The sequence below is a fragment of the Paenibacillus sp. FSL F4-0122 genome (assembly GCF_038002845.1).
GTDB classification, from domain to species: Bacteria; Bacillota; Bacilli; order Paenibacillales; family Paenibacillaceae; genus Paenibacillus_AQ; species Paenibacillus_AQ odorifer.
On sequence record NZ_JBBODI010000001.1, the window covers coordinates 3,792,926 to 3,816,046 of the forward strand.

The window sequence follows — 23,121 nt, forward strand, 5'->3', positions numbered from 1 at the left end:
CACTCGTTGCTCAGTTTTGAGAGTTTAAGCTCTCAAGTAAGACTTGATCCTTGAAAACTGGATACCGAAACGAATTTGCGTTTTAGAACATCTTTTAGCAACTTGTGCAAACAAGTAAATGTTATTAGTGAGATTTTTCTTCGGAAAAATCAAGGTTAAGCTAATAAGAGCACACGGAGGATGCCTAGGCGCCAGGAGCCGACGAAGGACGTGGCGAACAACGAAACTGCCTCGGGGAGCTGTAAGCAAGCTTTGATCCGGGGGTGTCCGAATGGGGAAACCCAGCTGTGGTAATTCGCAGTTACTCATTTCTGAATACATAGGAAATGTAGAGGCAGACCAGGGGAACTGAAACATCTAAGTACCCTGAGGAAGAGAAAACAATAGTGATTCCGTCAGTAGCGGCGAGCGAACGCGGAACAGCCTAAACCTAAGAGCTTGCTCTTAGGGGTTGTGGGACGTCTCACATGGAGTTACAAAGGAATATGGTAGGTGAAGAGGTCTGGAAAGGCCCGCGATAGAGGTAAAAGCCCTGTAACCTAAACTGTATTCTCTCCGAGACGGATCCCGAGTAGTGCGGGGCACGTGAAACCCCGTATGAATCCAGCAGGACCATCTGCTAAGGCTAAATACTACCTGGCGACCGATAGTGAAACAGTACCGTGAGGGAAAGGTGAAAAGCACCCCGGAAGGGGAGTGAAATAGAACCTGAAACCGTGTGCTTACAAAAAGTCAGAGCCCGATCTATGGGTGATGGCGTGCCTTTTGTAGAATGAACCGGCGAGTTACGTTTAACATGCAAGGTTAAGCCGAGAAGGTGGAGCCGCAGCGAAAGCGAGTCTGAATAGGGCGATTGAGTATGTGGACGTAGACCCGAAACCGTGTGATCTACCCCTGTCCAGGGTGAAGGTGCGGTAACACGCACTGGAGGCCCGAACCCACGTACGTTGAAAAGTGCGGGGATGAGGTGGGGGTAGCGGAGAAATTCCAATCGAACTCGGAGATAGCTGGTTCTCCCCGAAATAGCTTTAGGGCTAGCCTCGGTATAAGAGTAGTGGAGGTAGAGCACTGATTGGGTGCGGGGTCCGCAAGGATTACCAAGCTCAGTCAAACTCCGAATGCCATATACTTATTGCCGGGAGTCAGACAGTGAGTGCTAAGATCCATTGTCAAAAGGGAAACAGCCCAGACCATCAGCTAAGGTCCCCAAGTGTGTGTTAAGTGGGAAAGGATGTGGAGTTGCACAGACAACCAGGATGTTGGCTTAGAAGCAGCCACCATTGAAAGAGTGCGTAATAGCTCACTGGTCGAGTGACTCTGCGCCGAAAATGTAACGGGGCTAAACACACCACCGAAGCTATGGCTAGATACTATGTATCTGGGGTAGGGGAGCGTTGTGTAGGGGTTGAAGGTGTACTGAAAAGAGCGCTGGACACTACACAAGTGAGAATGCCGGTATGAGTAACGAAAAGATCAGTGAGAATCTGATCCGCCGAAAGCCCAAGGTTTCCTGAGGAAGGCTCGTCCGCTCAGGGTAAGTCGGGACCTAAGGCGAGGCCGAAAGGCGTAGTCGAAGGACAACAGTTTGAAATTACTGTACCACCGTAATCCGCTATGAGCGATGGGGTGACGCAGGAGGGTAGTGACGCGGACTGATGGATGTCCGTCTAAGCAGTGAGGCTGATGTGTAGGCAAATCCGCACATCGTTAAGGCTGGGCTGTGATGGGGAGCGAAAATTATAGTAGCGAAGGTCATGATCTCACACTGCCAAGAAAAGCCTCTAGCCAGGAGAAGGTGCCCGTACCGCAAACCGACACAGGTAGGCGAGAAGAGAATTCTAAGGCGCGCGGAAGAACTCTCGTTAAGGAACTCGGCAAAATGACCCCGTAACTTCGGGAGAAGGGGTGCCCCGGTAGTGTGAATAGCACGAGGGGGCCGCAGTGAAAAGGCCCAAGCGACTGTTTAGCAAAAACACAGGTCTGTGCGAAGCCGCAAGGCGAAGTATACGGGCTGACGCCTGCCCGGTGCTGGAAGGTTAAGGGGAGTGGTTAGGGGTAACCCGAAGCTATGAACCGAAGCCCCAGTAAACGGCGGCCGTAACTATAACGGTCCTAAGGTAGCGAAATTCCTTGTCAGGTAAATTCTGACCCGCACGAATGGCGTAACGACTTGGGCGCTGTCTCAACGAGAGATCCGGTGAAATTTTAATACCTGTGAAGATGCAGGTTACCCGCGACAAGACGGAAAGACCCCATGGAGCTTTACTGCAGCTTGATATTGAATTTGGGTACGATCTGTACAGGATAGGTGGGAGCCGTAGAAATCGGAGCGCAAGCTTCGGTGGAGGCGCCGTTGGGATACCACCCTGATCGTATCTAGGTTCTAACCTAGTACCCTAATCGGGTACGGGGACCGTGTCAGGCGGGCAGTTTGACTGGGGCGGTCGCCTCCTAAAGAGTAACGGAGGCGTTCCAAGGTTCCCTCAGAATGGTTGGAAATCATTCGCAGAGTGCAAAGGCATAAGGGAGCTTGACTGCGAGACCTACAAGTCGAGCAGGGACGAAAGTCGGACTTAGTGATCCGGTGGTACCGCATGGAAGGGCCATCGCTCAACGGATAAAAGCTACCCTGGGGATAACAGGCTTATCTCCCCCAAGAGTCCACATCGACGGGGAGGTTTGGCACCTCGATGTCGGCTCATCGCATCCTGGGGCTGAAGTAGGTCCCAAGGGTTGGGCTGTTCGCCCATTAAAGCGGTACGCGAGCTGGGTTCAGAACGTCGTGAGACAGTTCGGTCCCTATCTGTCGTGGGCGCAGGAAATTTGAGAGGAGCTGTCCTTAGTACGAGAGGACCGGGATGGACGTACCGCTGGTGCACCAGTTGTTCCGCCAGGAGCATGGCTGGGTAGCTACGTACGGACGGGATAAGCGCTGAAAGCATCTAAGCGTGAAGCCCCCCTCAAGATGAGATTTCCCAATTAGTAAGACCCCTTGAAGACGACGAGGTAGATAGGTTGGAGGTGGAAGTGCAGCAATGCATGGAGCTGACCAATACTAATCGGTCGAGGGCTTATCCTATACGTAGAATGCAAATTCGTTTCGGATTCAGTTTTCAGGAATCAAGCTCAGATTTATATAGTCCAAGTGACTGTTTGATGATGAATTTGTTTTCAGCATTTGGCGATGCTGAGACCTGAATAATGCATTTGTACCGCAAATGCCCGTTTGGTGGCGATAGCGGAGGGGTTCCACACGTACCCATCCCGAACACGACCGTTAAGCCCTCCAGCGCCGATGGTACTTGGACCGAAGGGTCCTGGGAGAGTAGGACGTTGCCAAGCACACAAGACCACTGTTGAGTTATCGACAGTGGTCTTTTTGTTGTATGATATTTATCCGCTTATTATAAGGATAGGCAATCATTGTGAGTGATTTCTTCGAATGAAAATTAGTTCACGGAGGCAAATGATCATGATTATATGGATCAATGGTGCTTTTGGTTCAGGGAAGACACAAACCGCATATGAAATGTATCGAAGAAAAACATAGCTAGCGAATATGATGGAATAATTATCGTGCCTATGACCCTAATGAATCCGGATTATTGCAGGGAAATCATCGGCAAGTTAATGGATGGAGGTATAAAGCTTTATCATTTTAGTTTGTGTGCCTCCCGAGAGACCTTGCTTAAGAGATTAAGCGAGAGGTGAATGAAAAGACTCTTGGGCTGCTCAGCAGATCGACAGGTGCATCACAGGGCTTGATCACGAGGTGTTTAAGCAGCATCTAGACACGAATGATAGAACTACGGGTGAAATTGTTGAGATAATAGCTCAAAAGCTTCATATCAATCTATTACCTAGTGAAGAGTAGAAAGAAAAATAATTAGTTTAGGTATTGCTATACTTAATAATACATGATATAATCTTTTTTGTTGTCAAAACAATTTGTTTTTAAAACGGCCCGTTGGTCAAGGGGTTAAGACACCTCCCTTTCACGGAGGTAACATGGGTTCGAATCCCATACGGGTCACCATTTCTTCTTGAAACGGCATTAGACTTCTAGAAAAAATGGTTGCATTACAGATTTGATTATGTTATGATAATTAAGTTGCTTCTTTACATGGAGGCTTAGCTCAGCTGGGAGAGCATCTGCCTTACAAGCAGAGGGTCGGGGGTTCGATCCCCTCAGCCTCCACCATAACACATCCCCAAAAGTGAAGTTAATGCTTCACTGAGGATTCCGGATACTTTCCGGGGAATCAAAGGAAATTAATACTTTTTTACTGACGCGGGGTGGAGCAGCCCGGTAGCTCGTCGGGCTCATAACCCGAAGGTCGCAGGTTCAAATCCTGCCCCCGCAACCAATTTTCATTAAGCAATTATTCTTCTGGAACCGTGGTGTAGTTGGCCTAACATGCCTGCCTGTCACGCAGGAGACCGCGGGTTCGAATCCCGTCGGTTCCGCCATTTTCTTGCTTTATGAGCCATTAGCTCAGTTGGTAGAGCACCTGACTTTTAATCAGGGTGTCGAAGGTTCGAGTCCTTCATGGCTCACTTCTTTAGTGAGTCGGACATCAATACATACCGTGTGCGGACGTGGCTCAGCGGTAGAGCATCGCCTTGCCAAGGCGAGGGTCGCGGGTTCGATTCCCGTCGTCCGCTCCATATAAATTTTGCGCCCTTAGCTCAGCTGGATAGAGCGTTTGACTACGAATCAAAAGGCCGGGAGTTCGAATCTCTCAGGGCGCGCCATATTTTAACTTAATACTTTGCCGGTGTGGCGGAATGGCAGACGCGCTCGACTCAAAATCGAGAGGGAAACCGTGGAGGTTCGAGTCCTCTCACCGGTACCAACTAAATCAACTCAAAGTTCATTAGATACTATATCTGATGAACTTTTTTGTTTGTTTTTTTACAATTCCGTTCATGCCTGTGCCGGAAAACTTTTGATACATCCTTCAGTTGTGAATAAGAAATTGGACTTAGTTGTACCGAGAATGATTAATGTAAGAGGATATGTGAATGAGATAGAGGCATTCCTGAGGAAGCTCCACTTCGAAGCTATAAGCAAGCATGATACTAAACAGCGATTGACAAAATAGAGGAACTACTTAATACTAATTGATAATCATTATCATTGTTGTGGAATATAATTAATTCAAATAGATTGTGGAGCAGATCGGAGTGTATGGCAAAGATGAAGCTGGAAGATCATATTTTCGCATGGAATTATGCTGCTGTTAAAGTACTTGATATTCGACATGCTGTGATGGAGCCTGGGGACAATCTGCAAGGCTATATATTACCAGCATGCGGATTTATCTACTGTGTGCGGGGTACGGCCAGCTTGAATCTCAACGGCATAGATTACGACGCAGACCGTCACTTTATTGTGCATGGTGGCAAGGGCATGAGACTAAGTATAGAGACAGGGAAGTTGTTTGAATACTATTTATTATTCTATAGAGCCTCCTTGCCAGGAAGAAAGGATTTAGCAAGACTTTTAGAACGCAGCAATCCATTTCGGATGCAGTATAGCTTCGAGTCTTTGGAGCCATTACCACTGCACTATCAACTAATGGCAATGGAACAACTTTGGGCACAAGGAAGCCAATTGGAAAGAATTCAAGTTAAAGGCTTGTTCTATCAGTTTATACATGAATTATTAAAGCAGTTCACAAAGGATGGAATTAACCTCAGGCAACCGGATGTCATTGGGCAGGTTGTCCGTTATATTGAGGAGCATTATCGTCATAATTTATCACTAGAATCTATAGCGGAGCAATTTAATTACAGCCCTCGTCATTTATCAACCCGCTTTAAAGGGGAGACGGGGTTTAGCTTGATTGAATATTTGATACGATTCCGGCTTAAACATGCAGAAGAGCTATTACGATGTACCGATGCTCCACTTCGCGATATTGCAGAAGAAGTTGGATATAGCGATGTATATTACTTCAGTCGTATGTTCAGTAAATACAATGGTCAATCTCCCATCCGGTTCCGCAAGGAAAGCAGGCAGGTGAGTTCATCGGACAATCGTCCATTTACCACCGCCAAATTCTCCATTGGCGAGCACATATCCTCCCGATATAATGTTATTGAGTATGATAATCATTATCATTACTATTACCAAAATGAAATAACCGGAGGGTCTTCACCTATGAGATTAACAAAGACGTCAAGTTTTATTGTAGCGATGCTGCTTAGCTTTACCTTGCTTTTAAGTGCATGTGGATCTGCAAGCGTTGGTTCTAATGCCACAAATTCTAATGGATCCAAAGCTTCTGAAGTTACATCATCACCAGCAAATAATTCAATTGCAGCTGACAATGTCAATAAGGAGGCTCAGACAAGAACTATCTCTACAATAAAGGGAGATATTGTTGTTCCAGCTAATCCAAAGAGGGTTGTCGTGTTATACCTTCAAGGGGATCTTGTGGCCCTCGGCATTAAGCCAGTAGGTACTTCGAGTGTTTTTGAAGGAGCGGCCTTTGCAGAAGAGCTGGGGGGGATTGAAGATCTAGGTTCATGGTATGAGCCTAATCCAGAGGCTATTATGGCAGTAAAGCCGGACTTGATCATAGCTGCTTCTGAAGAAACTTACGAAATCCTTAAGGATATTGCACCGACCGTTCCAATTCCCTATGAAAAAATGGCGACGGATGAACGTGTAATGAAGATTGGCGAGGTATTTGGCAAGGAGCAGGAGGCACAAGCTCTATTAGATAATTTCCACGAGAAGTTGGAGAAGAGCAAGCAGCAGCTTGATGAACTTGGAATTTTGGATAAGACAGTAACCATTATCGAAGGCGGAAAAAAAGAGATGGCGGTGATCGATAGCAAGCTTTATGGAAGGGGCTCTCAGATCATTTATGAATATTTAGGGCTAAAAGCACCAGAGATTCTTCAGAAAAAGATTGATGGCAGAGAGAAGGCTACTGGAGGGTTTGTTTCCTTAGAGGTGTTACCAGAGTATATAGGAGACTTCGTGTTCCGCTCTGTATGGGATGGTGCTGATGATTTGTCGGACAATCCAATTTGGAACAGCATTCCAGCAATTAAAGAAGGTAGATTGATCGAAATTGGGTTTGATTTTTCATATTATTCCGATATCTACTCTCTTGATAAGCAACTAGATTTTGTAGTAGAGAAGCTAGTGTCAGCGTATGAAAAAAAATAGAAGGCTAGATGATAGAACAACCGTTATCCCTGATTTAAGAGGGAAATCGTATTTCGGTCTGTTTCTACTCCTAGGGATACTGCTGCTGCTGCTTTCAGTAGCAGCTTCTATCTCATTTGGCTCTGCTTCCATGAGCCTGAAGATGGCATGGACAGCGATTTTTAATTTTGATCCTGAACTGACCGAGCATCAGATTATTCATGCCCTTCGTATTCCGCGTACAGCAGCTGATATTATTGCGGGGATGTGTCTCGCGGTAGCAGGAGCGGTTATGCAGGGCTATACGCGAAATCCCTTAGCAGATTCCGGATTAATGGGAGTGAATGCAGGAGCAGCTCTTGCAATGGCCGTTACACTGGTTTTTCTTCCAGGGCAACTGCAGACAACAACCCTGCTGGTTAGCTTTATTGGCGCAGGACTTGGAGCAGGATTAACGTATCTTGCCGCTTCATTGAATCGTTCAGGAATGACACCTCAACGACTGGTGCTAGCTGGAATATCAATTACAATGCTATTTGGAGCTGTGGGGTCATTTATCTCATTAAACTATGGAATTGGTCGTGCCCTTGCTTATTGGACTTCGGGTAGTGTGGCTGGAGCAACATGGGTGGAAATTAGGCTAGTTATACCTTGGTTCTTAGGTGGACTGGCTTTGTCACTATTCATTGCACGCTCTATCACTATTTTAAACTTGGGGGAAGAGATCGCGAAAGGCTTCGGGCAACGGATCGTTCTCGTTAAGATGATAGCTACGCTTGCGGTCCTTTTACTAGCGGGTGTAGCTGTTGCACTTGTAGGGCCAATCGGCTTTGTAGGGTTAATTATTCCGCATATTATGCGTTTTTTTGTAGGTGTAGATTATCGTTATATTATTCCGGCATCAGCCATTTACGGCGGCGCACTTATGGTTGTAGCGGATATCGCTGGAAGGCTGATTAATCGTCCGGCAGAGACAGCACTGGGCATTATTTTTGCAATGATTGGTGTTCCTTTCTTCTTGCTAATTGCGAGCAAAGAGAGGAGAGCCTTCAAATGAATGTTGTTAAATCGCATAAGGCTACAATATGGATTCTATCTCTTTTAATACTGCTTATTGCAGGAGCTATTCTTAGTCTTAATATGGGAAAGGTGTCCCTCAATCCACTTGAAGTATTTCAAGTATTGCTTGGACAAGGTCCAGAGGAGCATAATCTCGTTGTTTATAAGTTTCGTCTTCCTCGGATCGTATTAGCGATACTTGTTGGATTTGGGATGGCACTGGCAGGTGCAGTTATGCAGGCTTTGCTGCGCAATGATCTGGCTGATCCCGGCATGCTTGGTATTAGCTCAGGTTCAGGTCTTATGGTGTTGCTGATTATCTCAACGGTAAGCATTCAAGGCGCCGCTATAACATTATTACTGCCGTCTATGGCATTCTTAGGCGGTCTGCTGGCAGCAGCTCTGATCTATGTTCTAGCCTATAGAAAACGTCGTATGATTTCTTCTACACGACTTGTCTTGACTGGTGTTGCAATCAATATGGGGTTTAGTGCGCTGTCGCTATTCCTGACTTTAAAGCTTGATGACCAGAAGTATGAGTTTGCGCAGCGTTGGCAAGCAGGATATTTATGGGGGGACAAGTGGTCTTATATCAGCTTGTTGGCACCTTGGGTATTGCTGCTATTCGCATATATTCTTTCTAATTTCAGGACATTGAACGTCTTGGTGCTAGGCAACGAAATTTCGATAGGATTAGGAGTCGCTGTAAAGAAGAAATTTTTGCGCTTGGCAATTGCGGCTGTAGGCATAGCTTCTGGCTGTGTAGCGCTCGGGGGCTCGATCTTCTTTATTGGATTGATTAGTCCGCATGTGGCTCGCAAGCTGGTAGGTCACGACTACAAAGTTCTTCTACCTACTTCAGCGCTTATTGGTGCGCTATTGCTGCTTGTAGCGGATACGATTGCTCGAACGGTCAGCTTTAAGTCAGATATTCCCGCAGGAATTATTGTAACAATGCTGAGTGTGCCTTACTTCCTATATCTATTGATGCGTTCAAAATAAATATCGATAGGTTCCATTCCTCTCACCGGTATACTAAAAAGGTCTATAAAATTGCTTAATAAGCGATTTTATAGACCTTTTTCATTTTCAGAGCTTATTGAATTTCTAATAGGAGCATTAGGTTTTCCTCTACTACTACTTCTGAATTACCCTATTTCCAAAGTTCTAGTGTATACCGTTAGCTTCGCATTCGATGATTTAGCATTGATACTATAAAGTGCAAACCTTTTCCTACTTTTCAACGTCTCTAATTTATAGAAACAAAAGAAAAGATGACTTGCATTTTATTTATACAGTTGTATAATAGAAGCAGTTATACAACTGTATAATATGGAGGTTGATTCATGATTAATGAAATTAAGAAGCTACCTGATGCAGAGTTAGAAATTATGCTTGTCATTTGGAAAACTGGGAATCCAGTGAGTTCTTCCTACATATCGAATCAATTACGTAATAAACGAAATTGGGCTTTGGCTACTTTAATGACGGTACTTTCGCGACTCGTTGATAAAGGATTTCTGTATTGTGAAAAGGAGGGACGGAGCAATAGTTATCGTGCAGCCATCTCAGAAACGGATTATAAGGAATGTGAAGGGAAAATCGGCAAAATGGAAATATTGGATATGGATGATTTTGACTATACGCTTGCTACTTCCATTTAACATTTCGTTTGCCAATAATGTCGTACGGATTCCGCTTCCTGATAGCTCAAAGATAAGTACAGTGTTTCAAGACATTCCCTCCAACAGCATACAAATTGATGTGTCAGGGATTTCTCATCCTGTTCAGCAGGCCGCATCGTTAAATCATATACCATCTCTTATGGACATCTTAACTTGGCTCTGGTTTTCCGGGTTCGTACTTTTTTTGCTTTATCATTTTACCAGTTACTACTTTTTCAGAAAACAGTCTCTTCGTTGGAGTAATTCTCTTTTAAGTGACCAGATGGTATTGAAAATAAACCAAGTTTATAAAGAAATGAAAATAAAATTATCCATCACCGTTTTAATTAGTGAAAAGGTTCCAAATCCAATGTTAGTTGGTTTTTACAAGCCGATTCTCTTCTTGCCGCATGATCAATATAACGATGAAGAGCTTGAATTTATCTTCAAGCATGAGTTAGTTCATTATAAGAGACATGACATTATATATAAGATACTCCTCTTAATTGTACATGCAATTCATTGGTTTAATCCTTTCGTGTGGTTCATGGTACGCCAAGCAGGACGTGAAATTGAAATTTACTGTGATGAGACGGTAGTGGGTACACGAAGCTTATCTTACCGTAAAAAATATTGTGAGGCTATCTTATCTGTCATACAGAATTCGGATCCCCGCTTTTTGGCTTTATCAACTAACTTTTCAGGAGGGGAAATTTCTATGAAAGAGCGATTTATATCTATTCTTAATACGAAGAAAAAACGAAACGGCATCACTCTATTTTATACCGTCCTGCTTTTGATCGGGGTAATCAGCGTGTTGGCGTCGTGCACTAATATAAAAGGCACCGAATTCATCAAACCCGGCACGATCTATTCCATTGGCTTTGATGGGGAGCAAGTTGTTGTTAATGATGCTGGCAATTCGTACTCCATAGATGCAGAGGGGAATGTTTCTGTTTCATATCGGAATGGAGATGTTAAAGCAAATGTGCCATTAAAATTGGATACGACCGGAGGGGTTCTGGGAATGGGGCAAGAGAACACCGGTTATTTTATATCCGAGGATAAAACAGCTATTGTTTATGGTTTTGCAGATGGAAAATCATTGCCGCTGCATGTTTTAATCAGTAATGATAAGGGACAGACATGGAATGACTATCCTATTCCTGGAGCAATGGGATATGAAACAAAATTTATCGGTTTCACGAATAAAAATGATGGTTGGCTGGTCAGTGGTGCTTCACAAGGAGTTGGGAGTGCGCTGAATTATGTATATCAAACCTCTGACGGAGGTAAGACGTGGAAAGAGATAGGCAATCCAAATGATATTTATTCGGAACATTTGACCGGCGTGGGATTTTCTAGTTCGGATATCGGGTTTTTAGGGTACAGATATTATATGGATGAGGGTCCTGTAATTTATTGGACCAAAGATCAGGGGCAAACTTGGGAAAGGCTTGCTGTATCGCTTCCAGAAAAGTTTGATAAATATAAAAAAAATCCCCTTTCTCCTATCTTTAATAGAAAGGAAGGACTGTTCCCTATCTCGTTAATTGATCAAGATACCGGTGTGGCAGGAACTATATATCTTACCAGTAAAGATGAAGGAATCACTTGGGTTTATGATGAAGCTTATGATAAGCTTCTAAATCCTTAAAAAAAGCGGCCATTGGAATGGCCGCTTTTTGATTGTCCAATGGGATCTCAGATAATGGAAAAATAGATACGATGAATACTAATTCCCGAACTAAAGTCAAAAAGGCTTCTATCCTAAAGTATGCCTAAGGATAGAAGCCTATGAGAGAAATATTCGAAAAGAGTATTAGCGAATTGTAAGGGATCCAATTTTGCAACGTTCATTGATTAAAAAATAACATGAATCCAATGAATTAATATGTTGTATTACAGATGCAACTTCTTATAGGATATTATAGGGTATCAAGCGGTACATGCAGCAGTGAGAAAATTCGGAGGCTAAAGGATCCCTTCTATTTGTTTCTCAATTTGAATAAAATAGGTTACTATTTCCAACCCCCTCCTCCATGAGAAGATGACTCTACGTAATCAATCTTAATCTGACCGTTGCCTGAGCCAAGCGTGGTGTTAAAATTATATTGACGTAAGTTCCAATCATTGAAAGTCCCTGCCCAGCTATTATCGACGATAAAAGTATAACGTGTCGTAGCTGAGAAGGAGCCGCGGATGTAGGCACAAACAGCTCTTGAACCGTAGATTCCCACTTTATAACCGTTAGGATTTTGAGTGCTGCTGTTTAGAACTGACATTATCCCTTGGAAATAAGGCACAACATTTCCAGTAATTTGAGTAGTGGTCATATCGCGATCCACGGCGAAATAAATCGGAGTGGCATTCGTTTGTCCGAAGTCATTTGCCAATTCCACAGCATCTTTCGCATCACTAACACCCTGTGCATTCGTAAAGTAACTGACAGTTGTTCCACCTTTGTTTTCATAAAGGGATACTATGAACAGCCCAGCATTAGAAATTCGTGTAATCTCAGCATCTGTAAGTCCGTCATGAGAACCTTCTACACGGTTCAGGTATCGTCCAACAAATGTAAAGTTATTATTTTGAAGTGTCATCAATCTTGCTGAAGTAACGTTTGTTGCAGTATCACAACCCAGTACCAATGTGGTTTCCTTCTTTCAAATTATTAGATAGATTTCTTTAAACTGCATTCATAAGACCTCTATGAGAAAGATTGGCGCCAACCTAAAATAGTATATGAGAAATAGTTCACAAGTTCTTGGGGGAATAAATTAGTAGATATAAAAGAGGCAATTGACTTTAGTTGGATATGAGGTACAACCGTGCTAGATTCATTGTTTGAGGAGTAACTAGCATATTTATAAATCTAATTTAGAAAAAGAAGAACAGATCTGCATTTTTATTGAGATTTTTATTAAATTTCGCTTAAGTTTGTTAGGGGAGAGTTGGTTTTCTCCTAGTGCATTTCGTTCTCTTTCTAATGTCCAACTGTGGAGGTTCGATTCATCTCACTGTTAACTAAAAAAGAACAACCTATTGTACTTACGATAGGCTGTTCCTTTTTTTACAGGCGACCATAAAAAGAACAATTTCGACTTGAAATAGATTATTGTTATATGAAATATCTACTAAGCCATTACTATCCTCTACGACCTTCTGGATACTTTTTAAGCCTATACCATGACCGGATTTATTAGTTTTTGTGGAGCAGATGTCGCCAAAACGATTCGTATGAATTTCATTCACATAAGGATTCTGAATCCGGATGAACAAGCTTTCATTAAGATAATGCATATGTATGGTTATATAGCACTCTTCATTTCTTTTATCGCAACAAGCTTCAATGGCATTGTCCAGTGCATTTCCTAAAATCACACTGATAACTGTGGTGTCGAGCGTCAGCTGTGCAGGGATGTTCAAGTCTAACTTGAAGGGGATCTGATGCTTTTCAGCGACCTGCTGCTTGTAGTTGATAATGGAATCAATAATCGTATTCCCGCTATTGCTAACGCCTATTGGGTTGTCTATTTGCCCCAGTAAGTTGTCCAACTCATTCAGATTGGCAGCTTCACCGGATTGTACCTTTGCGCGTAAACCTATGAGAATATTTTTAATATCATGCTGGAACTTAAAAGATTCTTCCTGTATTTCTTTTGTCAAAAGATATTGATTTACATAGTAAGCATTTTGTTGCTCAAGTAAATAACTTTGGTTCTGCGCAGATTGGATAACTAACATACGGTCGCATAAGATAAATATCAATAAATTTATAATGAGTAGCCCTGTGGACAGGATTGGAACAAGGGTAGGGAAGGACTGCATATAAAGGCTGGATGCGAAGCTGTAGATCCCTAGTGTGCTTATAGAAGGGCAAATAAATAATAGAACCCAATACCATTTAGATAACCCGCCATTTCCAAAGGCTTTAGCTACGCGCACGGATACAAAAGCTAATATAAACATCAGCAGCTTGGAAAGAAACTGGTTCAGAATATATCCCTTTGTCGAGTAAAATAGGGGTAATGATAACTCACTAAGCGTAATAAGCGCAACCAGAAAAAGAGCGGCAACGATCCGCCATTTGATATTTCCATTGTAAAAAAAAGATAAGAGAGCAATCAGGCCAATATTGAGCGTGAGTAGGATTGAGCCTGGCAGTGAGCTATAGTGCAGAAAGACAATACAGAGGAAATATAGGGAGTACACGATAACAAGATTGGCTTTGGTGGTAAGTCGGCTAACGAAACAATGCCTGTAGAAGTAATGAATAATGATAGGTAAAAGTGGAAGCGTTACTAGATAAAATAACTCCTCCAGAAAGATATTATCCAACAAGACTCCCCCTGAATTTCAGATATTTTTTCTTGAAATCGGCACTGTATTTTGCACTAATGGGTAAGGCTTCGCCATTTAGGAGAATTACTCCCTGGTTCCTGATTTCTTTAATAAAGTAAAAGTTAACGATGTAGGATTGATGGATTCGGACAAAATCGCTCACAGGAAGCTTCTGCTCTTCCTCGTTTAGTGTACTGTAGTAGTCATGTTGATCCTTGCAGGAATAAAGAATAATTCTCCGCCGGTTGCTTTCCAGATAGATGATATTTCGATAGGGGATTAGAATTTCTTTTCCTTTTTGCTGTAGTGATAAGAAGTTTTTTTTGCCTTGCTGCAGCTTGCGAATTACTTTTTCAATCGTAGAAATCAGTTTGTGCTTAAATATCTCTGAATCGATAGGTTTCTTGATAAATCCCGAGGGCTGAACATCGAAGAGTTGCAGATGATATTCATCATGACTAGAGACATAGATAAGCTGCACTAGATCATTTTCATCATTTCCCCGCAGTACATACCCAGCTTTTATTCCATCCATATCCGCCATTTCAATGTCCATAAAAATAATATCAAACGCGCAGGCCTCTTGAATGGCCTTAGTGAAGCTTTCTCCGGAATAAAAGATCGAGACCTCTATTTTCCTTGTGAAATTAGGTTGAGTCTCCAAAATAAGTCTCTCTATTAATTCAGTAGTGGGAAAGTCATCATCACAGACAGCAATACGTATCACTTTATCATTCCTTTCGCCAAGAATTGTCCAAAATATCCGGGAATTTGTCGACCATATAAGTCACATTATACAAATCCTTCTTAATAATTACATTAACTAACTTGATTGTTACAGTTTGAATGTAGTGTCCATGGCAACATGATAGGATGTGGAAAAGTGAAAAGAGGAGTGTTTGATTTGACGCAAACGATCTTTGAGGCCAGAGGTTTAAGCAAACAATACGGAGAGTCTTTTGCGCTTCAGGATGTCTATATGACGATTGGGGTAGGAGATATTTATGGGTTTGTTGGCGAAAATGGGGCAGGTAAAACTACATTAATGAAAATTATAGGCGGATTGGTACATCCGACACATGGTGAAATCTCTCTTTTTGAAAAAATGGACACAAAAGCTGTTCACGAGGCAAGGCGAAAGGTTGGATTTCTAATTGAAAGGCCAGCGCTTTATCCTAATCTAAATGCGAAGCAAAATCTTACGTTTTATTGCCATGCGTTTGGGATTAAGGATAAGAGCAGAATTGCGGAAGTATTGCAGGCAGTATCTCTGGCAGATGCCGGTTCTAAGCTAACCTCAGAATACTCCCTTGGGATGAAACAACGTTTAGGTCTGGCTATTGCTCTACTTAACGATCCCAAATTTCTGGTATTGGACGAGCCTATTAATGGTCTTGATCCGTCAGGCATTGTAGAAGTGCGAAAGATCCTGGAGAAGCTTTCCAAAGAACAAGGAGTGACTATACTAATCTCCAGTCATATTTTAAGTGAGTTGCAGCTACTAGCGACCCAATACGGTTTTATTCATAAAGGAAGGTTAATCAAAGAAGCTTCTGCGGAGGAACTCTTATATACGGCGGAAACAAAGATCTGTATTCGAACGGCTGATCCCGCAGCGACACTTCAGATTTTAAAAAGTGAACTCCAACTAGAAACCATTACGATCACCGAAGCTGGAGAAATTCAAATTCCTAAAGAGAGTACAAATCTGGAAGAGCTGATGTCTCTTTTTCTGACGCAGGGCATCCATATTGAAGGGATTAACCTGTCGGCTCCAAATCTTGAGAACTATTATATGGATCTAATTGCTGGAGGTAACGAATGAGGAATTTTCTTAAGGCTGAAGCTTATTATGTAACCAAAGATCCTATGTTCAAGGGGATAAGTCTTCTTTTGCTGTTTGGAAGTGCCTTATTACTGGTTTGGATGGGGGTACAAGTAGGATTTGATATAGATGGTCCTTTAGAGCCTTTAATCACTAGCATTCAGTTATCTTTTTTTCTGTATTTCATCATTCCGATTTACGTTTGTTTTTTTGCTACCGAGGGATTTGAGTATGGGTCGGTCCAAACCATTATCGCTTCGGGTCAGCGCAGGTCATTATATTTGTTGGGAAAATATCTAACCGAATTAAAAGTTGTAGTATGGTGGGTAATTCAATTTTTTGGTCTTTTTTATGTATTGTGCATGCTGGCAGCGTTTGTTACGGGTTCCCATATCGGAAATGAAAGCTTAGAGGGGAAGTTTATCGTTGCTATGGGGGCTATTGGATTCAATATTTTGTATCTCGCAGCTTATTCCGCTGTCGTACTGTTGTTAGGAGTATTGATGAAAAAATCGGCTACCGCTGTAATTGCCACTTTTGTTTTTGTATTTGGCGATTTTCTGCTCAGTGGTTATCTTAAAGACTCTTCGTATGTATATCTGCGAGTGATTTCTGAAAATACGCTAACGACGCAAATTTTTAAATTCTCTGCTGTAAATTCACATGAGATATATACCCTAAACGAGGGTATTCGTATGATCCTAATTCCTGTTGTAATCATAGGGGTTTGCTTGAGCGTTGCTTTAATTTCTTTTGAAAAGAGAGATGTGCATCTATAGAGAGGAAGGATGGATTATGAAAAAGCATAACAAAAGAACAACTGTGATCTTAAGTATTTCGGTAGTAGTTATAATTTTTTGTGTTCTTTTTGTGAGTATACGAATATCTTGACGCTGTCTATCTAGTTTAACTAGAACGTGAAGATTGAATCGCTCTCTGGCAAAAAAGCCACGGCGTACGTTAATAACGTACCTCGTGGCTTTAAGTGTTTATGGAAGGACATTGCCGGCAGCACGGTAGATTTCATACCATTCTTGCCGAGTGAGAGTTATATCGGAAGCTTTGGCAATATCACGCAAGCGCTGTGTATTAGTTGTGCCAACGACAGGCTGCATATTTGCCGGATGTCTGAGAATCCATGCGATGGCAATAGCTGTATTGGTTACGTCTTTTTCAGCTGCTAAGCGGTTAATGACCTCGTTCAATTCAGGGAACTTATCGTTATCTAAGAATACGCCTTCAAAGAAGCCATATTGGAAAGGCGACCAAGGCTGAATGGTCATGTCATGCAGGCGACTGTACTCCAAAATCCCGCCATCATGAACAACTGAACCGGAGTTAGTCATATTCACATTGAAACCTGTATCAATCATGCCAGTGACCATAATGCTCAATTGCAGCTGGTTGAACAGCAGCGGTTGCTTTACATTTTTCTTAAGCAGCTCGATTTGCAACGGGTTCTGATTGCTGACACCAAAGTGTTTGACCATACCTTTGCTTTCCAGAATATCAAAAGCCTCAGCGACTTCTTCTGGCTCGAACAGCGTATCAGGCCGGTGAAGCAGTAGGACGTCGATATAGTCTGTTTTCAAGCGCTTAAGGCTGCCTTCAACGGATTGCAGGATATGTTCCTTGGAGAAATCAAAAAAACCGTTGCGGATTCCGCATTTGGTTTGGATCATCATTTTATCACGCATACCCGGATTGTTCTCCAGTACGCCTGCGAATACTTCTTCGGCTTTGCCAGCTGCGTAGATGTCAGCGTGGTCAAAAAAGTCTATTCCGAGCTCTAGGGCACTATGTACATGTGTATCTGCTTCTTTTGCAGATAGATCAGCAATCCGCATACAGCCAAGCGAAATTTGTGACACCTCAAGTGCGCCGTTTGCTACACTAATTTTTTTAACCAAAAGTGACTCACTCCTTTGAATGTTAGTAGAACATGCAGTATTCAATCAAACCATATCATAAAGAGGGGAGGTAAGCCAATGTCTGTCTAAAAGAGAAAGAGGTTATCTCATCAGTAGAATTCACTACTTCAGAGACAACCTCATTTGTCTATAGGTCAGTTATTAATACATATTTGGAATGTCGACATTAGGATCAATGTCAGCTTCGTAGTCTACACCCTCTGTTCTAAAACCAAACAGGTTAAAGAAATCTTGGCGGTAGCCTTCAAGATCAGCAAGCTCACCTGCATTGTCGGTTGTCAGCTCGTCCCAACGTTTCATAACCTCAGTCTGAACATCCTCACGCATTTCCCAGTCATCAATTCGGATCAAGCAGCCTCCGTCAGCAGTAGCTTCGCCCCCACTGTAAAGATGCTCAGAGAATAAACGGTACATTTGTTCAATACAGTTCTCGTGCAGCCCTTTTTCCTTCATTACTTCATACAATGCAGAAATATAAAGAGGGACTACAGGAATCGCGGAGCTGGATTGGGTTACCAGAGCTTTGTTCACGGAAACAAAAGCACGTCCACCTTGAGTGGACAGGCGATCATTCAGTTGGATCGCTGTTTGTTCCAGATCATGTTTGGCTTGACCAATCGTTCCGTCGCGATAGATAGGGTGAGTGATTTCAGGCCCGATGTAGGAGTAAGCAACGGTTGTAGCTCCATCGGCAAGCACGCCAGCTGCTTGAAGCTGATCGATCCACATTCTCCAGTCTTCGCCGCCCATAACTGCGATGGTCTGACGTACTTCCTCTTCTGAGGCAGGCTCAATAGTGGTCATGGAAACTTCACCTGTGTGGAAGTTCAAGGTTTTGTTCGAATAAGCGGTTCCCACCGGTTTAATGACGGAGGAGAAGGTTTCTCCTGTTACCGGATGAGTGCGGCGTGGTGAAGCGACACTATAGACAACTAAATCAACTGTGCCATATTCAGCTTTAATCAATTCAATGGTCTTTTCTTTGATAGCATCGGAGAAGGCATCGCCAACTATGCTGTGAGATTTAAGTCCAAGCTGCGCTGCTTGTTGTTCAAAAGCTGCGGAGTTGTACCAGCCAGCAGAAGCTGTACGTTGACCTTCAGCAGCTTTATCAAAGAAAACACCAATAGTGTTGGCTCCAGCACCGAAAGCGGCTGAAATTCTGGAAGCTAGTCCGTATCCGGTAGAAGCACCAATGACTAGTACATTAGCGGGTCCCTCAATTTTCTTTTGTGCTTTTACATATTCAATTTGTTGTTGTATTTGTTTGGCGCATCCCTCTGGATGGGCTGTTGTACATATAAATCCGCGAGTTTTAGGTTGAATAATCATCAAGGAATTCCCCTTTTTATAATAATTAAAGTCCAATGTTACTTCAGAGAAAGTATAGCAAACAATATTTACTAATACAAAGAATTTAGGATATTGGAGAAGAATGACTGCTCTCCACTACGATCGACTGCCATCCGCTGTCGCTTACGGACCCAGATGACTTTATATGCAAATTTATCGCCTTTTCAGCAGGGTTTCGGACCCCAGAGACGTTATTGCTTAGAAAAAGGTTCATATTAGGTGTATTTCGTGCCAATAGAGGCTATGAGGTCCGTTGGAATTCCAAATGTGCAATAATGCTGCGTTACGGGTCAACTATGTCCGATAGGGGATTGTGCGGGGAGCTGGGATAGGTCGATCGAAGAACGTACGAAGGAAATAAAACGAACAAATGACGAATCTTACGAATCGTGGCAATCCAACTAACTAATCCGAATCATCCGATGAACCAAAGCAGAAAAGGGGCTGCCCCAGCAGCCATTTCGTGGCCATGGGACAACCCCTTAATCTAATGAGGCTAGATTACGCCTTAAATATGGAATCTATAGTTTTGATCTCTTCAGGTGTCAGCTGCACCTTCAGCGTCTCTAAGTTGGAAACGATCTGCTCAGGACGTTTGGCGCCCGGAATAAGCGCATCGATGGAAGGTACGGTCAAATACCAGGCAAGTACGACATGTGCGACTTCGACACCTTTGGCATTGGCAATCTGACGAACCTTGTCCACCTTCTCCAGATTCTTGGCAAAGGTCTCCCCTTGAAATAGCGGATCATTTTTTCTAATGTCGCTGAATGTATCGCCTTGCTTATATTTGCCGCCCAGCAGGCCCGACGCAAGTGGGAAATAGGGCACGAAAGAAATGCCGTGTTCCTGCGTATAAGGGAGCAAATCTTGTTCCGCATCACGATGCAGCAGATTGTAATGGGATTGAAGAACATCCACATGACCGTCTTTGTTGGCTTCTTTCAGCTGATCAATGGAGAAGTTAGACACCCCGATCGCTCTAATCTTCCCTTCATCCTTCAGCTTCTGAAGTTCACCTACAGCTTCGTCCTTAGGTGTGCTTTCATCAGGAAAATGAATATAGTAAAGATCAATATAATCGGTCTGGAGGCGTTTCAAGCTGTCTTCCACAGACTGTCTTAGAAAAGCTGGAGAGTTGTCGAGTGTAATCTTGTCACCGGTAATCACGTGAGCCCCTTTAGTAGCAATGACCACATTGTCGCGGCCGCCTCTTTCCTTCAGCACTTCGCCAATCAGTTCCTCGGATCTTCCTGGTCCATAAATAAAGGCGGAATCAATAAAATTAATCCCATGATCCAGAGCGCTGCGCACAATATTTCTGCCGGTTTCATCATTTAAACCCGGAAATAAATTATGCCCGCCAACAGCATTGGCACCCAGACCCAGTGGGAGAACCTGCAGATTGGTTTTTCCTAAAGTTATTTTATTAGCCATAATCAATAGTCAGCTCCTTGAAATATAATACGTACTATATTAAGTATAGAGAATAACTGAGGTCTGGACAAATTTTGCCTTCCAGCTTTATACATGAATATTTAAACCGGATAAGTTATGATAGTAAGAAAAATTTTATATTCGCGTTCGTGCAATCATGATGAGGAGAAGGAGGTCCGTCTTATGCTAGTCATTAATCAAAATGAAGTGGCTGAATTGTTAGCTATGGAATCTTGCATCTCCGTTATGGAATCTGTGTTGAAGGCTCTGTCCGCTGGACAAGCCGTACAAAGCTTGAGACAAGTACTTCCTTTACAAAAGAGCAATCTGCTCGGCTTAATGCCGGGTTATTTGCAGCATGAAGAGGTAGCTGGTGCCAAAATCATCAGTGTATTTCCCGGCAATCATGGTTCAGGCCTGCCTTCTCATCAAGGTCTTGTTACCCTATTCGATTCATCTACGGGTGTTCTGAAAGCTATAGTGGATGGACAAAAGATCACAGCCATTCGTACGGCGGCAGTCAGTGCAGCAGCAACCCGATATCTGGCCAGAGAGGATGCTGAGATCCTTGCTATTCTTGGAACTGGTGAACAAGCAAAAAGTCATCTGGAAGCGATGTTGCGGGTTCGACCCATTCGTGAGGTAAAAGTATGGAGCAGGACACTCGCAAAGGCGCAGGATTTCCAAATGGAGATGAGCCAAAAATATGATGTGCAGATCATTGTTGCTGAGACAGTTCAAACGGCAGTCAGCGCAGCGGATATCATTTGTACCGTGACAGCATCCACCGAACCTGTGCTCAAGGGAGAATGGCTGAAACCGGGTGTACATATCAATGCTGTCGGCGCATGTAGACCCAATGATCGTGAGCTGGATTCGGAGACCGTCCAATTAGCTAAGTTATATGTAGATCGGCTGGAATCCGCTCAGAATGAATCTGGGGATTATTTAATCCCGCTGAACGAAGGCAAAATCACAGCAGATCATATTGTCGGGGAGATTGGCGAGCTGATCAGCGGCACTATCGAGGGCAGAAGGTCCACGGCTGACATTACTCTTTTTAAAGGATTAGGGCTGGCCATAGAGGATTTAGCAGCAGCTAATTTTATATATAATGAAGCTGTTAGATTACATAAAGGCACTGAAATTGCATTCTAAGGAGCGACTACACGATGAGCACTTATGAAGGTCTGTATGATTTCAAGTTGACGGAGCAAGAGGAGGAGCGGGCTAAACGCTTGCATGAGCAGAACATTATTATCGATTTGCTGTTTCAAGGTCCCTTATCTCCAAGCGCGATTCCAGACTCTATCTCTGACAGAATCAAAGAATTATGTGAGCCTTATAAAGATGAGCCAATGGTATACAGCAGTATGCCTGCAAAAATCATCACAAAGCTATCTGCGAGCGGAGAGATCCCTGAGTATAAGGAAGAGTGGTACAAGTCCGGAATTACAGCAGGGAACCGTGAACTTCATTTAGAATCCTTAGACAGCATCATTACAAGCATGGCAGAGGTGCAGCTGCAATTCGATTCCGCAGATTGGTTAATCAAAGCCTTAACTGCCGAAGACATACGTGCTGCCAAGCGTAATGGTCATAAAGCGGGCATTATCACAGCACAAGAAACGGATGGTCTGGGCACGAATCTCGATCAAGTAGATGTACTTTATAACTTCGGTTTAAGAATTCTACAATTGACCTACAACAATCAAAACCAGATTGGGGCGGGCTGCGCAGAACAATCGAACGCCGGTGTCACTAATTTTGGAAAAAGATTCATTGCGCGCTTGAACAAGCTGGGGATCATTGTAGATACGGGGCATTGCGGGAAACAGACTACGTTAGATGCCTGCGCTTATTCCACAACTCCGGTGATTGCTTCACATACGGGTGTAGAGGCGATCTATCCGCATATGCGCTGTAAAAGTGATGAGGAGATTATCGCGATAGCCAAGACGGGTGGAGTCATTGGTATTTTTGCTATGCCTTGGTTTGTTCATGAAGACCCTAAACATACAACTATTGACCATGTGCTGGATCATATCGAATATGTAATCCGGCTTGTAGGCGTGGATCATGTCGGAATTGGAACGGATTGGCCGATGAGCGATGTGCTCTGGTCATTGGTTTATTTTAAAGAACATATCGCCCCCAAGCTTGGATTCGCCAAAGGAGACGGACCTTCTACAGAAGCCGTTGCTGGACTTGAGAAATATAGTTATTTTATTAACTTTACTAGAGGTTTGGTTGCCCGCGGTTATGCGGATGCAGATATTGCTAAGATCATGGGCGGCAACTGGCTGCGCGTATTTGAAGAAATTTGCGGATAGGGGATAAACA

At 43.2% G+C, this 23,121-nt stretch carries 15 protein-coding genes, 8 tRNA genes and 2 rRNA genes; 19 read left to right on the forward strand and 6 right to left on the reverse strand.

What is annotated here, in order from left to right:
* Positions 1 to 153 precede the first annotated feature (153 nt).
* The 15 genes from MHH49_RS16335 to MHH49_RS16405 all read left to right on the forward strand — a co-directional run bounded on the left by MHH49_RS16335 (position 154) and on the right by MHH49_RS16405 (position 11,545).
* Positions 154 to 3,079 (forward strand): 23S ribosomal RNA (locus MHH49_RS16335).
* 146 nt (positions 3,080 to 3,225) lie between these two features.
* Positions 3,226 to 3,342: ribosomal RNA gene (rrf, locus tag MHH49_RS16340) — 5S ribosomal RNA — on the forward strand.
* A gap of 619 nt (positions 3,343 to 3,961) precedes the next feature.
* Positions 3,962 to 4,036, forward strand: a tRNA-Glu gene (locus tag MHH49_RS16345).
* A gap of 89 nt (positions 4,037 to 4,125) precedes the next feature.
* Positions 4,126 to 4,201, forward strand: a tRNA-Val gene (locus MHH49_RS16350).
* An 89-nt stretch (positions 4,202 to 4,290) separates the two neighbouring features.
* Positions 4,291 to 4,367, forward strand: a tRNA-Met gene (locus tag MHH49_RS16355).
* 25 nt (positions 4,368 to 4,392) lie between these two features.
* Positions 4,393 to 4,470 (forward strand) — tRNA-Asp (locus MHH49_RS16360).
* A 14-nt stretch (positions 4,471 to 4,484) separates the two neighbouring features.
* Positions 4,485 to 4,557: transfer RNA gene (locus tag MHH49_RS16365), tRNA-Lys, on the forward strand.
* Between the two features lie 36 nt (positions 4,558 to 4,593).
* A tRNA-Gly gene (locus MHH49_RS16370) sits at positions 4,594 to 4,668 on the forward strand.
* Between the two features lie 10 nt (positions 4,669 to 4,678).
* Positions 4,679 to 4,755, forward strand: a tRNA-Arg gene (locus MHH49_RS16375).
* A 19-nt stretch (positions 4,756 to 4,774) separates the two neighbouring features.
* Positions 4,775 to 4,856: transfer RNA gene (locus MHH49_RS16380), tRNA-Leu, on the forward strand.
* A 335-nt stretch (positions 4,857 to 5,191) separates the two neighbouring features.
* On the forward strand, positions 5,192 to 7,186 hold the full coding sequence (locus MHH49_RS16385) for an AraC family transcriptional regulator (protein WP_256717658.1): 1,995 nt from the start codon (positions 5,192 to 5,194) through the stop codon (positions 7,184 to 7,186).
* The gene (locus MHH49_RS16390) at positions 7,173 to 8,222 is read left to right on the forward strand and encodes a FecCD family ABC transporter permease (RefSeq protein ID WP_081382417.1); all 1,050 of its coding nucleotides are present in this window, start codon (positions 7,173 to 7,175) and stop codon (positions 8,220 to 8,222) included. The genes MHH49_RS16385 and MHH49_RS16390 overlap by 14 nt, the downstream gene beginning before the upstream one ends.
* Positions 8,219 to 9,226: a FecCD family ABC transporter permease gene (locus tag MHH49_RS16395; RefSeq protein WP_076098983.1), complete on the forward strand. Its 1,008-nt coding sequence runs from the start codon at positions 8,219 to 8,221 to the stop codon at positions 9,224 to 9,226. The genes MHH49_RS16390 and MHH49_RS16395 overlap by 4 nt, the downstream gene beginning before the upstream one ends.
* Before the next feature lie 344 nt (positions 9,227 to 9,570).
* Positions 9,571 to 9,888, forward strand: coding sequence for a BlaI/MecI/CopY family transcriptional regulator (locus tag MHH49_RS16400; RefSeq protein WP_076148066.1), 318 nt, complete (start codon positions 9,571 to 9,573; stop codon positions 9,886 to 9,888).
* On the forward strand, positions 9,854 to 11,545 hold the full coding sequence (locus tag MHH49_RS16405) for a M56 family metallopeptidase (protein ID WP_256717826.1): 1,692 nt from the start codon (positions 9,854 to 9,856) through the stop codon (positions 11,543 to 11,545). Before MHH49_RS16400 ends, MHH49_RS16405 begins: the two co-directional genes overlap by 35 nt.
* 364 nt (positions 11,546 to 11,909) lie before the next feature.
* On the opposite strand, the gene MHH49_RS16410 is transcribed toward MHH49_RS16405, so the two are convergent.
* The 3 genes from MHH49_RS16410 to MHH49_RS16420 all read right to left on the reverse strand — a co-directional run bounded on the left by MHH49_RS16410 (position 11,910) and on the right by MHH49_RS16420 (position 14,959).
* Complete coding sequence (locus tag MHH49_RS16410; protein WP_076098986.1) at positions 11,910 to 12,539, reverse strand: glycoside hydrolase domain-containing protein; 630 nt, start codon at positions 12,537 to 12,539, stop codon at positions 11,910 to 11,912.
* A 400-nt stretch (positions 12,540 to 12,939) separates the two neighbouring features.
* Positions 12,940 to 14,229 carry a sensor histidine kinase gene (locus MHH49_RS16415; RefSeq protein WP_076148069.1) on the reverse strand — a complete coding sequence of 430 codons (1,290 nt, stop codon included), beginning with the start codon at positions 14,227 to 14,229 and terminating at the stop codon, positions 12,940 to 12,942.
* Positions 14,222 to 14,959 (reverse strand): LytR/AlgR family response regulator transcription factor, encoded by a 738-nt coding sequence (locus tag MHH49_RS16420; RefSeq protein ID WP_076225223.1) that lies wholly within the window; start codon positions 14,957 to 14,959, stop codon positions 14,222 to 14,224. The genes MHH49_RS16415 and MHH49_RS16420 overlap by 8 nt, the downstream gene beginning before the upstream one ends.
* A 156-nt stretch (positions 14,960 to 15,115) precedes the next feature.
* Between MHH49_RS16420 and MHH49_RS16425 the strand changes: the two genes are divergently transcribed.
* Positions 15,116 to 16,057 carry an ABC transporter ATP-binding protein gene (locus MHH49_RS16425; protein ID WP_341138282.1) on the forward strand — a complete coding sequence of 314 codons (942 nt, stop codon included), beginning with the start codon at positions 15,116 to 15,118 and terminating at the stop codon, positions 16,055 to 16,057.
* Positions 16,054 to 16,836, forward strand: a complete 783-nt coding sequence (locus tag MHH49_RS16430) for a hypothetical protein (RefSeq protein ID WP_341138283.1) — start codon at positions 16,054 to 16,056, stop codon at positions 16,834 to 16,836. Before MHH49_RS16425 ends, MHH49_RS16430 begins: the two co-directional genes overlap by 4 nt.
* 210 nt (positions 16,837 to 17,046) lie before the next feature.
* Here MHH49_RS16430 and MHH49_RS16435 read toward each other — a convergent pair whose 3' ends face one another.
* The 3 genes from MHH49_RS16435 to MHH49_RS16445 all read right to left on the reverse strand — a co-directional run bounded on the left by MHH49_RS16435 (position 17,047) and on the right by MHH49_RS16445 (position 20,778).
* The gene (locus MHH49_RS16435) at positions 17,047 to 17,967 is read right to left on the reverse strand and encodes an aldo/keto reductase (protein WP_038573011.1); all 921 of its coding nucleotides are present in this window, start codon (positions 17,965 to 17,967) and stop codon (positions 17,047 to 17,049) included.
* Between the two features lie 162 nt (positions 17,968 to 18,129).
* Complete coding sequence (fabV, locus tag MHH49_RS16440; protein ID WP_036687496.1) at positions 18,130 to 19,320, reverse strand: enoyl-ACP reductase FabV; 1,191 nt, start codon at positions 19,318 to 19,320, stop codon at positions 18,130 to 18,132.
* Between the two features lie 522 nt (positions 19,321 to 19,842).
* On the reverse strand, positions 19,843 to 20,778 hold the full coding sequence (locus MHH49_RS16445; RefSeq protein WP_339210600.1) for an aldo/keto reductase: 936 nt from the start codon (positions 20,776 to 20,778) through the stop codon (positions 19,843 to 19,845).
* A 183-nt stretch (positions 20,779 to 20,961) separates the two neighbouring features.
* On the opposite strand from MHH49_RS16445, the gene MHH49_RS16450 reads away from it, so the two are divergent.
* Together MHH49_RS16450 and MHH49_RS16455 are read left to right on the forward strand one after the other, a co-directional pair.
* Entirely contained in the window at positions 20,962 to 21,936 is a 975-nt protein-coding gene (locus tag MHH49_RS16450) for an ornithine cyclodeaminase family protein (protein WP_340952124.1), read from the forward strand.
* A 14-nt stretch (positions 21,937 to 21,950) separates the two neighbouring features.
* The gene (locus MHH49_RS16455) at positions 21,951 to 23,111 is read left to right on the forward strand and encodes a dipeptidase (protein ID WP_340952123.1); all 1,161 of its coding nucleotides are present in this window, start codon (positions 21,951 to 21,953) and stop codon (positions 23,109 to 23,111) included.
* Positions 23,112 to 23,121: the final 10 nt, after the last annotated feature.

Excerpts from the sequence above, each read along its gene's own strand:
- MHH49_RS16385 (WP_256717658.1), top strand. The coding sequence starts at position 5,192 with ATGGCAAAGATGAAGCTGGAAGATCATATTTTCGCATGGAATTATGCT.
- MHH49_RS16390 (WP_081382417.1), top strand. The coding sequence starts at position 7,173 with ATGAAAAAAAATAGAAGGCTAGATGATAGAACAACCGTTATCCCTGAT.
- MHH49_RS16395 (WP_076098983.1), top strand. The coding sequence starts at position 8,219 with ATGAATGTTGTTAAATCGCATAAGGCTACAATATGGATTCTATCTCTT.
- MHH49_RS16400 (WP_076148066.1), top strand. The coding sequence starts at position 9,571 with ATGATTAATGAAATTAAGAAGCTACCTGATGCAGAGTTAGAAATTATG.
- MHH49_RS16405 (WP_256717826.1), top strand. The coding sequence starts at position 9,854 with ATGATTTTGACTATACGCTTGCTACTTCCATTTAACATTTCGTTTGCC.
- MHH49_RS16430 (WP_341138283.1), top strand. The coding sequence starts at position 16,054 with ATGAGGAATTTTCTTAAGGCTGAAGCTTATTATGTAACCAAAGATCCT.
- fabV (WP_036687496.1), bottom strand. The coding sequence starts at position 19,320 with ATGATTATTCAACCTAAAACTCGCGGATTTATATGTACAACAGCCCAT.
- MHH49_RS16445 (WP_339210600.1), bottom strand. The coding sequence starts at position 20,778 with ATGGCTAATAAAATAACTTTAGGAAAAACCAATCTGCAGGTTCTCCCA.
- MHH49_RS16450 (WP_340952124.1), top strand. The coding sequence starts at position 20,962 with ATGCTAGTCATTAATCAAAATGAAGTGGCTGAATTGTTAGCTATGGAA.
- MHH49_RS16455 (WP_340952123.1), top strand. The coding sequence starts at position 21,951 with ATGAGCACTTATGAAGGTCTGTATGATTTCAAGTTGACGGAGCAAGAG.